Source organism: Streptomyces sp. NPDC050619 (assembly GCF_040654815.1).
In the GTDB taxonomy this organism is placed as follows: Bacteria; Actinomycetota; Actinomycetes; order Streptomycetales; family Streptomycetaceae; genus Streptomyces.
In genome coordinates, this window is sequence record NZ_JBFAIR010000043.1 from 41,256 (window position 1) to 54,240 (window position 12,985).

A 12,985-nucleotide genomic window follows, 5' to 3' on the forward strand; every position below is an offset into this window, starting at 1 on the left:
AAAGACTTGGTCAAAGGCCCCAGAACACCCCTCAAACCGATGCCCATGCTAGCCGTCTGACGACTTGCCACCCGAACGAGGGGCACCCACCGCGGCGCCGGCCTTGACTCCGTTGTCCTTGGCCGCCGACGGAGCCTCGAAGGACTCCAACGCCTCCAGGACGTCCTGGACACGGGAGATCTCGGCATTGATGTCCTCGCGGCGGCGGACGAGGATCTCCAGCTCGCGCTTGCCCTCCTCGACCGTGCGCTTCGCCTCGCGGATCGCCTCGGCCTTGAGCTCCTCGGCCTCCCGCACGAGCGTCGCCTTCTTCTGCTCGGCCTCCTTCAGGAGCCCCTCGGCCTTCCGGACGGCGGCGATGCGCACCTTGCCGGCCTCGGAATTGGCCTCCGACACCAGCTCCTTGGCCTTCGCCTGCGCCTTCGCCAGCTGCTCCTCGGCGGCCTTGATGAGCGCGTCGCAGCGGTCGCCCGCCGACTTCATCGTCTCGGCGGACTCCCGGCGGGCCCGCTCGTGCAGACCCTCGATCTCGTTCGTGATGCGGTCGCGCAGCTCCTCCGCGCGCTCCCTGATCGCGGTCGCGTCCCGGCGGGCACCGACGAGCAGTTCGTCCGCGTCCGTACGGGCCTTCTCCACCCTCGAGTTGCCCTCGACCGTCGCCTCGGACACCAGCCGGTCGGCCTCGGTGCGGGCCGCGCCGACCATGGTGTCGGCCTGGGACTCCGCGTCCGCCGTCGTCTTGAGCGCCTGCTGCTGCGCTTCGGTGAGCAGCTTGTCGGCCTCGGCCGTGGTCTCCGAAATGAGCTTGTCGACCTGCTCGGCCGCCTCGGAGCGCCGCTTGTGGGCGGCCTGGCGGGCCTCGTCGAGGGTGCGCTCGGCCTCCTCGCGCGCGGCGTTGACCAGGCGCTCGGCCTCCGCCGCCGCCTCGGACCTGACCCGCGCGGACTCGCTGCGGATCCGCTCGGCGTGCTGCTGCGCGGACCCGACCGTCTCGGCGGCCTCGGCCCGCAGCCGCTCCGCGTCCCCGGAGGCCTCCCCGATCAGCCGCTCGGCCTTGGCGATCGACTCGGCCCGGACCCGCTCGGCCTCCGCGATCGTCTCCGAACGCAGCCGCTCCGCTTCCGTGATCGTCTCCGAGCGCAGCCGCTCCGCCTCGGCGATCGTCTCCGTGGTGAGCCGCTCGGCCTCGTTGCGCGCCTCGGTGATGAGGGTGTCCGCCTGCGTCGCCGCGTCCGACCGGATGCGGTTGGCGTCCTCGCGGGCGTCCGCCCGGGTGCGCCCCGCGGCCTGGTCGGCCTCGGCGATGGTCTCGGAGGCCTGCGTACGCGCCCGCTGGGCGTGCTCGGACGCCTCCGACCGCAGCCGCTCCGCCTCCGCGATCGCATCCGACATCGTGCGCTCAGCGAGCGCCTTGGCGGCCTCGGACTCCTCGCTCGCCTCGCGCCGGAGCCGGTTCGCGTCGTCGCTCGCCCGCTCCCGCTCGGCGTAGGCGTCGGTGCGGACGCGGTCCGCCTCCTCCTGGGCCTCGCGCCGGGTACGGTCCGCCGCGTGCTCGGCGGCACTGCGCAGCCCGGTGATCTCCTCCTGGGCCTGCTCGTGCAGCCCGGCGACCGAGTCCCGCACCTGCTGGGCGTGCTGCTCGGCGGCCGACACCATCTCGGAGGCGCGCCGGTCGGCCTCCTCGACCAGGCGTACGGCCTCGGCCTGCGCCTCCTCCACGCGCTTGCGCGCCGAGGCCAGCAGCTCCTCGCTCTGCTCGCGGGCCCGCTCGCGCTCCTGGTCGGCCTCCTGCCGGGCCGAGCCCAGGTACTCCTCGGCCTCGCGGTGACGCCGGTTGGCCTCCTCCTGCGCGGCGGCCAGCGCCTGCGACGCCTCCGTCGCCAGCCGCTCCGCCGCGGCCTGCGCCTCGGCGCGGACCCGGTCGGCGGTGTCCTGGGCCTCCGACTTCAGCCGCTCGGCCTCGGACGCGGCCTCCGACCGCAGGCGTACGGCGACGGCCTCGCCCTCGGCCCGCGAGGCGGACGCGTCGGACGCCGCCTCGTCGCGCAGCCGCTCGGCCTCCGACTCGGCCTGCTGCTGGAGCGTACGGATCCGCTCGGCGGCCTCGGCCCGCTGCCGCTCGGTCTCCTCGGCGGCCTCGCGGCGCAGCCGAACGGCCTCCTCACGGGCGTCGGACAGCGCCTGCTCGGCGGCGGCGAGGCGCTCCTCGGCCTCGGTGTGCAGCCGGGTCAGTTCCTCGGCGGCCTCCCGGCGGCGGGCCTCTATGGCCTGCTCGGTCTCCTCGTGCAGCTCGAGCGCGGCCCGCTCGGCGTCGGCCTTGATGCCCTCGGACTGCTCGACGACCTCGGCGCGGTGGCGCTCGGCCTCCTTGCGGGTGCGGTCCAGGGTCTCCTCGGCCTGCCGGCGCAGCGTCGTCGCCCGCTCGATGGCCTCGGTGCGGACCTTCTCGCTGTCCGTCGTGGCCTTCTGGCGCAGCTCGTCCGCGTCCTGCCTGGACTTCGCGAGCAGTTCCTCGGCGGTCCTGGCCGCCTCCTCGATCTGCTGGACGGCCTCCTTGCGGGCCTCCGCGCGGATCTTCTCGCCCTCGGCGACCGCGTCGGCACGCAGCTGCTCGGCGTCGCCGCGCAGTCGGCGGGCCTCTTCCTGGAGCTCGACCGTCTTGGCGCGGTACTCCTTGGTGTCGTCCTTCGCCGCGCCCTTGAGCTGCTCGGCGATGTCGTGCGCCTCGGCCCGCAGCCGGTCCGCCTCGGTCTCGGCCTCCGTGCGGATCCGCTCGGCCTCCTCGGCCGCCGCCTTGGTGGTGCCGCGCGCGTCCTCCTGTGCCTTGTTGAGGACCTCCTCGGCCGTCTTGGCCGCCTTCGACAGCTGGGTCGCGCTCTCCTCGGCCGTGAGGGTGCGGGCCTTCTCGGCGGCCTCGGCCAGCAGCTTCTCGGCCTCGGCACGGGCGTCGGCGACGAGCTGCTCGGCGTCCGACTTGGTGGCCTCGGCCTCCTTGGTGGCCTCGGTGACCAGCCGGGCGACCTGCTCCTTCGCCGTACGCGTGCGCTGTTCGTTCGCCGATTCCGCGCTGGAGAGCGCCTTCTCGGCGGCGGCCTTGGCCTCCGCGACCAGCTTCTCCGCCTCGCTGCGCGCCTCGCGCAGCGCCGCGTCGGCCTGAGTCATCCGCTGCTCGGCGGTCCGGCTCAGCTCCTGGGCCTCGCGGCGGGCCGCCTCCGACTCCGACGTGGTGGAGGTACGCAGCTGCTCGGCGTGGTCGGTGGCCTCCTGGGCCTGGGTGGAGGCGGCGTTCAGCAGCCGCTCGGCGTCCGTGCGGGCACGGCGCAGCAGCTGCTCGGCCTCGGCGCGGGCCGACTCGGCCTCGCTCTGGAGCCGCTGCCGGGCCTCGGAGGTCACCCGCTCGGCCTCGGCACGCGCCGCCGACATGGCCTGCTCGGCCTCGGCACGGGACTCGTCGAGGAGCCGGCGGGCCTGCTGCTCGCTGCGGGCCCGCAGCTGCTCGGCCCACGCCACGTTCTCGTTGACGTGCGACTCGACGGTCTGCCGGCGCTCTGACAGCTCCTGGTCGAGCTGCTGGCGCCGGGTGACCGCCTCCTGGTGCAGCTCCGCCTGGAGGCGGGCGGCCTGCTCGGCGTGCTCCTGGAGGATGCGCTGGGTCTGCGCCCGGGCCTGGCTCAGCTCGCGCTCGGCCTCCTGACGCAGCTGGTCGGCCTGCATCTGGGCGTTGCGCAGCAACTGCTCGGCCTGATATCCGAGGTCGCCGCCGTCGAAGGCGGGCCGGGACATGATGGTGCGCCGCGCCTCGTGCAACTTGGCGCGCAGCACCTCGACCTGGTAGCCGAGGTCCTCGGCGTGCTGGATCGCCTTTTCCCGCTCGGTCTTCAGCCGCTTCATCTCGGCTTCGAACCGAGTGAGGTGGTCGACGTCAGCCGCCGGCTCCCGCTCCTGGCTCTCGTAGCCCCGCACTGCGCGGTCCCATCCGTCCCCTGGTCGCAAGTCACTCCATACGAGCCCTGTCCATCCGCCGAACGGGGCCCCCGGGGAATGGTGTCAGATCAACGGCGGAGCACGGGCTGCTGCCCCGACGCTCGCCCCCCGAAACCCGGAACCCCGGCCAGGTCCTGCCGTCACGGCAGGACCACGATCGCCGTGGTGGAGCGGCGACCGCCCCCAACCCTACCGGCCCCTATGTACGAGGGTCAGTGCTCAGGTGACTCAACAGGCGCCGAAGTGACCAGTTCTGTCAGTACGCCATGGCAATCCTTGGGGTGCAGGAAGGTGATCCGTGACCCCATGGAGCCGCGTCGCGGCTCTTCGTACAGAACGCGTACGCCCTTCTCCTTGATGTCGGCGGCGTCCGCGTCCACGTCCGCCGTACCGAAGGCGATGTGGTGGACCCCCTCTCCGTTCTTCGCGAGCCACTTGCCCACGGCGGAGTCCTCCCGGGTGGGCTCCAGGAGCTGGAGGTACGAAGCCCCGCCGTCGGACGTATCGTTGATCTTGAGCATGGCCTCGCGCACGCCCTGCTCCTCGTTGATCTCGGAGTGGTACACCTCGAAGCCGTAGGTGGCCCGGTAGAACTCGACGGTCGCGTCGAGGTCGTGACAGGCGATCCCGATGTGGTCGATTCGCGTCAGCATGAATTCAGTGCAGCGCGACGGAGGTGGTTACGCAACGTGCGCGCGATCACACTGACAGCCCGATGACGGGGTGGACTACCGCTCAGTACATTCGAAGTAAACCCTCGTTCACTCCTCGGCCAGTGCAGGCCGGTAAGGGGATCGCAGATCATGACCGGTTCGAACAGCACGACCTCGGTGATCGTCGCGGGCGCCCGCACGCCCATGGGACGGTTGCTGGGCTCGCTCAAGTCCTTCTCCGGAGCCGACCTCGGCGGCTTCGCGATCAAGGCAGCCCTCGACCGCGCGGGGATCGGCGGCGACCAGGTGCAGTACGTGATCATGGGCCAGGTGCTCCAGGCCGGGACAGGGCAGATCCCGGCACGCCAGGCCGCCGTCAAGGCCGGCATCCCGATGAGTGTCCCGGCGCTGACCATCAACAAGGTGTGTCTGTCGGGCCTCGACGCCGTCGCGCTCGCCGACCAGCTGATCCGCGCCGGTGAGTTCGACGTGATCGTCGCCGGCGGCCAGGAGTCCATGACCAACGCCCCCCACCTGCTGCCGAAGTCCCGCGAGGGCTTCAAGTACGGCGCGATCGAGATGCTCGACGCCATGGCGTACGACGGTCTGACCGACGCCTTCGAGAACATCGCCATGGGCGAGTCGACGGAGAAGCACAACACGCGCCTCGGCATCGCGCGCCCCGAGCAGGACGAGATCGCCGCGTTGAGCCATCAGCGTGCCGCCGCCGCGCAGAAGAACGGCGTCTTCGAGGCCGAGATCACGCCGGTGGAGATCCCGCAGCGCAAGGGCGAGCCGGTCGTCTTCAGCAAGGACGAGGGCATCCGCGGCGACACCACCGCCGAGTCGCTGGGCAAGCTGCGCCCGGCGTTCACGAAGGACGGAACGATCACGGCGGGTTCCTCGTCGCAGATCTCCGACGGTGCCGCCGCGGTCGTCGTGATGAGCAAGACCAAGGCGCAGGAGCTCGGCCTGGAGTGGATCGCGGAGATCGGCGCCCACGGCAATGTGGCCGGTCCGGACAACTCCCTCCAGTCCCAGCCGTCCAACGCCATCCAGCACGCCCTCAAGAAGGAGGGCCTGGACGTCTCGGACCTGGACCTCATCGAGATCAACGAGGCCTTCGCCGCCGTAGCGGTCCAGTCAATGAAGGACCTCGGAATTTCCACGGAAAAGGTGAACGTCAACGGCGGCGCCATCGCCCTCGGCCACCCGATCGGCATGTCCGGCGCCCGCCTCGTCCTGCACCTGGCGCTGGAGCTGAAGCGGCGCGGCGGCGGTGTGGGTGCGGCGGCGCTGTGCGGGGGCGGAGGTCAGGGTGACGCGCTGATCGTGCGGGTACCCAAGGCCTGAGTTCGGTTCCCGGTACGTCCGACCTTCGAACGGAGCTGTGATGCAGGACGTCTCCACGCTGGTGGACCAGGCGAGGGAGGGCCGGCCGCGGGCCGTGGCCCGGCTGATCTCCCTGGTGGAGGGGGCGTCCCCGCAGCTCAGGGAGGTCATGGCGGCGCTGGCTCCGCTGACGGGCGGGGCGTATGTGGTCGGCCTGACCGGCTCGCCCGGTGTCGGCAAGTCGACGTCGACCTCGGCGCTGGTGACGGCCTACCGCAAGCAGGGCAAACGGGTCGGCGTCCTGGCCGTCGACCCGTCCTCGCCCTTCTCCGGCGGCGCCCTGCTCGGCGACCGCGTCCGGATGTCGGAGCACGCCTCCGACCCCGGTGTCTACATCCGCTCGATGGCCACGCGCGGCCATCTGGGCGGCCTCGCCTGGGCCGCCCCGCAGGCGATCCGCGTCCTGGACGCGGCGGGTTGCGAAGTGATCCTGGTCGAGACGGTGGGGGTGGGTCAGTCGGAGGTCGAGATCGCCTCCCAGGCCGACACGTCCGTCGTCCTCCTGGCCCCCGGCATGGGCGACGGCATCCAGGCGGCGAAGGCCGGCATCCTGGAGATCGGCGACGTCTACGTCGTCAACAAGGCCGACCGGGACGGCGCCGACGCGACCGCCCGCGAGCTGAACCACATGCTGGGCCTGGGCGAGTCCCGCGGCCCCGGCGACTGGCGCCCGCCCATCGTCAAGACGGTCGCGTCCCGCGCCGAGGGCGTCGACGAGGTCGTCGAGGCGCTGGAGAAGCACCGCGCCTGGATGGAGGAGCGCTCCGTCCTGACCGAACGCCGGCGTGCCCGGGCCGCGCGCGAGGTGGAGACCATCGCCGTCACCGCCCTGCGGCAGCGGATCGGCGACCTGCACGGGGACCGGCGGCTGAGCGCACTGGCGGAGAAGATCGTCGCCGGGGAGCTGGATCCCTACCGGGCGGCGGACGAACTGGTGACGGGGCTGACGCGGGGCTGACGCGCCGGCCAGTTGTTTTCAGCCCGTCGTGGGGGAGTTTGAGGACGAGGCCGTTCAGGCCGAAGCGGGGGTCTGGGGGCGCAGCCCCCAGGGACGGGAAGGGTAGGGGCGGCGGGGGCGAAACACACCCGACGCCCACCCCCACGCACCCGCACCGCCCGTCAGTCGTCGTCCCCGTCGCTGTCGTCGTCACCGTCGTCGGCCCGGTCCGCCCGGTCCGCCCGGTCCGCCCGGTCCGCCGTGACCTTGCCGCTGTGCAGGTCGACCTGCCAGTCCTGCTCGGCCTTGCCGGAGACACGCGTCTCCGCCTCCCAGGCCTTCGACGTACCTTCCTCGTCCAGGTCCACCGACGTCACCGTCCCCTGGCCGGCCGCCGCCTGAGCGGCCTCCGCCGCCGTCACGGACGAGCCCTTCAGCGCGGCCCGCACCTCGGCGGTGTCGTCGTCGCGCTCGGTGTGGGAGCCGAGGACCTTCCCGCTGCCGGGGTCGATCCGCACGCTGTGCCAGGTGTCGTCCCCGGCGAGCACGTCGACCTCCCACACGACCGGACCGTTGTCGTCCGCGCCGTCGTCGCCGTCCTCGTCATCCAGGTCGACGGAGACGGCGGTACCCGGGTCGTGCCGCAGCGCGGCGGCGATGGCGTCGGCCGCGGTCACATCGCCGGACACCTCAGCCGAGTCGTCGTCCCGCACACCGTCCCCGGTCACTCGCGCATCCGCCTGCCGCGCCGTTCCCCCGTCGTCCCCCGTCACCGCGAGAGCCGTGGCCGTACCGCCCCCGATCAGGGCGGCAGCCGTAACGGCGGCGATCACGATGTTGCGCTTCATGGGGTTTCCTCCAAAGTCATTCGCTTCGTCGCGCTTCGTTTCGCTTCGTTTGCTTCGTCGCGCTTTCGACGTCAACCAACTTGGCCGACCGACGCTGAGCGGAACCTGAAGCCCCCTGAAGTGATCTTCAGCTTCACTTTGCGAACCTGTACGCATGCGCCTGTTGATCGTCGAGGATGAAAAGCGGCTCGCCCTGTCGCTCGCCAAGGGCCTGACGGCCGAGGGCTACGCCGTGGACGTCGTCCACGACGGCCGGGAGGGCCTGTACCGGGCCACTGAGGCGTCGTACGACCTCGTGATCCTCGACATCATGCTGCCCGGCCTCAACGGCTACCGGGTCTGCGCCGCCCTCCGCGCCGCCGGCCACGACGTGCCGATCCTGATGCTCACCGCCAAGGACGGCGAGTACGACGAGGCGGAGGGCCTCGACACGGGCGCGGACGACTACCTGACCAAGCCGTTCTCGTACGTCGTCCTCGTCGCCCGGATCAAGGCCCTGCTCCGGCGCCGCGGCCAGGGCGCCGGTGCCTCGCCCGTGCACCTCAACGGCGACCTCAAGATCGACACCGCCGCCCACCGCGTGTTCCTGGCGGAGGAGGAGATAACCCTGACCGCCAAGGAGTTCGCCGTCCTGGAACAGCTCGTGCTGCGGGCCGGCGAGGTGGTGTCCAAGGCCCAGATCCTGGAGCACGTCTGGGACTTCGCCTACGACGGCGACCCGAACATCGTCGAGGTGTACATCAGCGCCCTGCGGCGCAAGCTGCGCGCCGGGCTCATCAAGACGGTCCGCGGCGCCGGGTACCGGCTGGAGGCAGAGCAATGAGACGCCTCTTCGGCTCCGTCCGGTCCCGGGCGACCCTCGCCGCCACCCTCGTCGTCGCCGTGGCGCTGGTCGCCGCCGGAGCCGCCGTCCTGCTGTCCCTGCGCTCCAACCTGACCGACCAGGCCGACACCCAGGCGGAGCGCTCCGCGCGGTCGATCGCCTCCTACCTGGCCCTGGAGAAGCCGTTCGACAAGCTGCCCCTGGACGAGGACGAAGAGCCGGTCCAGGTCGTCGACGAGAACGGGACGCTGGTCGCGGCCAGCGAGGACCTGCGGCGGATCAGCGGCACGGGCAGCGACCAGGTGCGGCCGCAGGCGCCGACCGGCGGTGCGGGGGATGAGGGGGACGACGACTCCGACGGCGGGGAAGACCCCCTCGAACACGCCGAGATCGAGGACAGGACCAAGTTCACCAACGGCTCCGCGACGATCGACGGCGAGAGCGCCGACTACCGCTTCGCCGCCGTCCGGGTGGAGACCGAGCACGAGGGCCGGCTCACCGTGTACGCCGGCGCCCCCCTGTCCGCCGAGCGGCGCGCCGTGAGCACCGCGCTGACCGTCATGCTGATCGGCTTCCCGCTGCTGCTCGCCGTCGTCGCGGTGGTGACCTGGCTGGTCACCCGGCGCGCCCTGCGTCCCGTCGAGGGCATCCGCTGCGAGATGGCCGCGATCACCGCCTCGGAGGACCTCGCACGCCGGGTGCCGGTGCCGGACACGCACGACGAGGTGGCCCGGCTGGCCCGCACCACGAACGAGACGCTGTCCGCGCTTCAGACCTCGGTGGAGCGGCAGCGCCGGTTCGTCGCCGACGCCTCGCACGAGCTGCGCAGCCCGATCGCCTCCTTGCGCACCCAGCTCGAGGTGGGCGCCGCCCATCCCGAGCTGCTGGATGTGGAGGGGGCCGTGGAGGACACCGTACGACTCCAGCATCTCGCCGCCGATCTGCTGCTGCTCGCCCGGCTGGACGCGGGGGAGCGGCCGGCCGACGCGCGGTTCGACCTCGCCGCGCTGACGCGGGAGGAGGCCGACGGGCGGCCGGGCGTGACCGTGAAGGCGCCGGAGGCCGCGGAAGTGGCCGGGTCCCGGGTGCAGTTGGGGCGGCTGCTCACGAACCTGCTGGACAACGCGCGGCGGCACGCCCGGTCGGAGATCGCCGTGACCGTACAGCGCCTGGGGGAGTGGGCCGTCGTAGAGGTCGCCGACGACGGGGACGGGGTGCCCGCGGGCGACCGGGAGCGGATCTTCGAGCGATTCGTACGGCTGGACGACGCCCGCAGCCGCGACGACGGCGGCGCCGGGCTCGGGCTCGCCATAGCCCGCGATGTCGCCGTACGCCACGGCGGCACGCTCACGGTCCGTGACGCACCGGCAGGCGGAGCCCTGTTCGAACTCCGCCTGCCGCTCGCCGCTGGGTGACGCTGGCGACGCTAGGGCCCTTCTGACGGATCTCCGCGGCGTCGCGACGCCCGGCACGCACTCTCGCCGCACCGGACGAAAGCCCTAGTAGCTCCTCCCCCACGCTCGGCTTCGCTCGCGCGGGGGGACCCCCATCGAGGACTTCCGCCCGGCACGCCGAGAGCACGCACCGAACGCCGCTCCTTCTTCCACGGAGATCCGTCAGAAGGGCCCTAGGGGCGGGCTCGCTGGCCGCGGAGGTGTTCCGCGATGGGCTTCAGACCCTTGTCGAGTTCCGCCAGGGCGTCGGAGGACAGGAGATCGATGAAGTGCCTCCGCACAGACGCCACATGATGGGGCGCGACCTTCTTCATCGTCTCCATGCCATGCTCGGTGAGCACCGCGTACAGACCGCGGCGGTCCGACTCGCAGTTCTCGCGTCGCACCAGATCCGCGTTCTCCATGCGCGTGATCTGGTGGGACAGTCGGCTCTTGGACTGGAGGGTGGCGGACGCGAGGTCACTCATCCGCATCCGTACGTCCTCCGACTCGGAGAGATTCACCAGGATCTCGTAGTCGTTCATGGTCAGGCCGAACGGCTGCAGATCCTTTTCGAGCTGGTACGTCAACAGCCTGTTGACCTCCAGGTGGGTGCGCCAGGCGCACTGCTCCGCATCGGTCAGCCACCGCGTGGCCGTTTCGGTCTCCATAAATGAAGTCTACCTAAAAGGTTGAAAGGCGAACTAGTGAGGGTTTCCGTGACGGCGCGCACACGTTCGACGTCACACTCCGCAGACTACCGCTCACAGCCCGAAGCGACGCTGGAGGTCTCCCAGCTGTCCGGGAAGGCGCGGTTGCCCCGCCTGCTGTGAAGGGCCTGTGTGCGCCCCGCCGCCGGGCACCCCCGCCTCGTGCGGAATTGCCCCCGCGGCCTGCTCGGCCATCAGTGCCTCGGACGACTGGAGCAGTACCGTGCCCGCTCCCACGAACTCGAACTGATGCTCCTCTCCGGAGGCCCCGCCCACGCCTGTCATCGCACGTAGACCGCCCATCAGGCCGCTCATGTAGCCGTGGTCGTAGTGATGGCACGGCGAGGGGCAGTCGGCCCAGCCGACGAGCGCCTGCGGGTCCACCCGGATGGGGGGTTCCATGAACACCACCGGACCGTTGGATGCGGCCACGAACTTTCCGGTTCCGATCAGGGTCAGAAAACCCGGGACGATCGACTGCTTGAGCGCAAGACTTGGCTGAAAAGCGAGCAAGTTGCCCGAGCGAATGGTCAGGTTGCCCTCTTCCAGGTCGTACGAGTTCACGTCGAAGGCCCGGTCGGCGAGCAGCAGCTTGCCCGAGCCCTCCGCCACGACCCAGTCGCTCGCGTGCAGAGGCGAATGGAAGGACGTACGGACAAGACGGTCCAACCGCCCGTGCCCGATGCCGTTGAACTCCATCGAGCCGTAGTAGGCGATCATCTTCCCCTTCTGGAGAAACCACTGGCTCCCCTTGAGCTCCACGCAGAAGGTGTAGCTGTTGACGTTGTCGTCGACCGGCAGCGTCATGGGGTCGTAGACCGTCGGGCCGCCGCCCGGAGCCCCGTACATGCTCACAGCTTCTCCTCCGAGGCCTGGACGTACACCGCGCCGTGGCCGCTCAGCTCCAGCTGGAACGCCTCGCCGGAGCCGCGGCCCACCATGTCGCGCCAGCCCAGCGCGGTGGACAGCTTGTTGCGGACGTCGCCGTGGTGGGCGACGTACGCCTGCGGGTCCACATGGACCGGGCGCTGCGGGGTGATCGGGACCTCGATGACCCCGCCGTGCGCCATGACCGCGACCGAGCCGTGTCCCCGGAGGGTCGTGGTGAACAGGCCCTGGCCCGTGACCTGCCCGCGGACCATGCCCATGACTCCGCCCTGCGAGCCCATGAACATGGTGCCCTGCTCCAGCGTGCCCTCGAAGGCGAGCAGCCGGTCCGCCTCCACGTAGAGCGTGTCGCCGGTCATGTTGATCACCTGGACGTGGTGGCCGCCGTGCCCGAAGAGCACGGTGCCGCTGCCCTCGACGGTCATCAGCGGCGTAGCCTCGTTCGCCACCCGGCGCCCCAGCATCGACATGACGCCGCCCTGGCCGCCCTGGATGTTGGGTGTGAAGGACACCTCGCCCTTGTAGGCGAGCATCGCGCCCCGCTGACTGAACAGCCGCTGCCCCGGCATGACCGTGGCTTCGACCATCTTGGAGTTGATCTCACGCAAGGCCATGTCACACCTCCCCCGCGATCGTGTTCCGCTCGCTCGGCTGGACGTAGACCACGCCGTCGCCCTCGAACCGGATCTGGAAGGCCTCGCCGCCGCCCTCGCCCATGAATGTGCGGAACGTCACACCGGACTGGAAGGACTGCCGCAGATTCCCCTGGTGCGCGATGTAGGCGCCCGGGTCGACGGTCAGCGGATACTGCCCGCTGACCCGCAGCACGACCGCCGGCCCGTCCGACATGATCGCCGCCTGGCCGTGCCCCTCGATCGTCGTCGTGAACAGCCCGTTGCCCTGTGAGGCCCCGCGCATCCCCGTGAACGACGTGCCGGTCCTGAGCCCGGCGTCGGTCGCGAGCAGATTGCTCGACTCCACGTACAGCTTGTCCCCCTGGAGACCGACGAGATTGATCTCCGAGGCGCGGTCCGCGAACCAGCACGTCCCGTGCCCCTTCACCTCCATCAATGTCATCTGCTCGCCGGTGATCCGCCGGGTCACCATCCCCCGGATGCCCTCACCGCCGCCGCTGAGTTTCTTGAACGCCATCTGCCCGTCGTACGCGACCATCGAGCCGTTCTTCGCCTTCACGGCGTCCCCGGTCATGTCGACGGCGAGCACCTTGCTGCCTTGCAGTCGGAACATCGCCACGCTGTGAAGGTAGCCGGAGGCAGGCCTCCACCAACAGGTCCCGGAGGTGGAGACGCACCCTGA

General features: G+C 71.1%; 11 protein-coding genes. 4 read left to right on the top strand and 7 right to left on the bottom strand.

The window, feature by feature from the left end; translation table 11 throughout:
- Positions 1-48 precede the first annotated feature (48 nt).
- The gene (scy, locus tag AB0I77_RS44825) at positions 49-3,963 is read right to left on the bottom strand and encodes a polarized growth protein Scy (protein WP_363288666.1); all 3,915 of its coding nucleotides are present in this window, start codon (positions 3,961-3,963) and stop codon (positions 49-51) included.
- 233 nt (positions 3,964-4,196) lie between these two features.
- Positions 4,197-4,637, bottom strand: coding sequence for a methylmalonyl-CoA epimerase (gene mce, locus AB0I77_RS44830; protein ID WP_363288667.1), 441 nt, complete (start codon positions 4,635-4,637; stop codon positions 4,197-4,199).
- 150 nt (positions 4,638-4,787) lie between these two features.
- Here mce and AB0I77_RS44835 point away from each other — a divergent pair, with 150 nt between their 5' ends.
- Both AB0I77_RS44835 and meaB read left to right on the top strand, forming a co-directional pair.
- A complete protein-coding gene (locus tag AB0I77_RS44835; RefSeq protein ID WP_363288668.1) occupies positions 4,788-5,990 on the top strand; it encodes an acetyl-CoA C-acetyltransferase in 1,203 nt (400 codons plus the stop codon).
- Positions 5,991-6,030: 40 nt separating this feature from the next.
- A complete protein-coding gene (meaB, locus tag AB0I77_RS44840; RefSeq protein ID WP_363288669.1) occupies positions 6,031-6,987 on the top strand; it encodes a methylmalonyl Co-A mutase-associated GTPase MeaB in 957 nt (318 codons plus the stop codon).
- Positions 6,988-7,148: 161 nt separating this feature from the next.
- On the opposite strand, the gene AB0I77_RS44845 is transcribed toward meaB, so the two are convergent.
- Positions 7,149-7,814: a PepSY domain-containing protein gene (locus tag AB0I77_RS44845; protein WP_363288670.1), complete on the bottom strand. Its 666-nt coding sequence runs from the start codon at positions 7,812-7,814 to the stop codon at positions 7,149-7,151.
- 154 nt (positions 7,815-7,968) lie between these two features.
- Between AB0I77_RS44845 and AB0I77_RS44850 the strand changes: the two genes are divergently transcribed.
- Positions 7,969-8,637 (top strand): response regulator transcription factor, encoded by a 669-nt coding sequence (locus AB0I77_RS44850; protein WP_363288671.1) that lies wholly within the window; start codon positions 7,969-7,971, stop codon positions 8,635-8,637.
- On the top strand, positions 8,634-10,052 hold the full coding sequence (locus AB0I77_RS44855) for a HAMP domain-containing sensor histidine kinase (RefSeq protein WP_363288672.1): 1,419 nt from the start codon (positions 8,634-8,636) through the stop codon (positions 10,050-10,052). The genes AB0I77_RS44850 and AB0I77_RS44855 overlap by 4 nt, the downstream gene beginning before the upstream one ends.
- Positions 10,053-10,264: 212 nt before the next feature.
- Here AB0I77_RS44855 and AB0I77_RS44860 read toward each other — a convergent pair whose 3' ends face one another.
- The 4 genes from AB0I77_RS44860 to AB0I77_RS44875 form a co-directional block, all read right to left on the bottom strand.
- Positions 10,265-10,741 carry a MarR family transcriptional regulator gene (locus AB0I77_RS44860; protein WP_363288673.1) on the bottom strand — a complete coding sequence of 159 codons (477 nt, stop codon included), beginning with the start codon at positions 10,739-10,741 and terminating at the stop codon, positions 10,265-10,267.
- Positions 10,742-10,834: 93 nt separating this feature from the next.
- Positions 10,835-11,629: an AIM24 family protein gene (locus tag AB0I77_RS44865; protein ID WP_363288674.1), complete on the bottom strand. Its 795-nt coding sequence runs from the start codon at positions 11,627-11,629 to the stop codon at positions 10,835-10,837.
- A gap of 2 nt (positions 11,630-11,631) precedes the next feature.
- Positions 11,632-12,282: an AIM24 family protein gene (locus AB0I77_RS44870; protein ID WP_363288675.1), complete on the bottom strand. Its 651-nt coding sequence runs from the start codon at positions 12,280-12,282 to the stop codon at positions 11,632-11,634.
- A 1-nt stretch (position 12,283) separates the two neighbouring features.
- Positions 12,284-12,916, bottom strand: a complete 633-nt coding sequence (locus tag AB0I77_RS44875) for an AIM24 family protein (RefSeq protein WP_363288709.1) — start codon at positions 12,914-12,916, stop codon at positions 12,284-12,286.
- Positions 12,917-12,985: the final 69 nt, after the last annotated feature.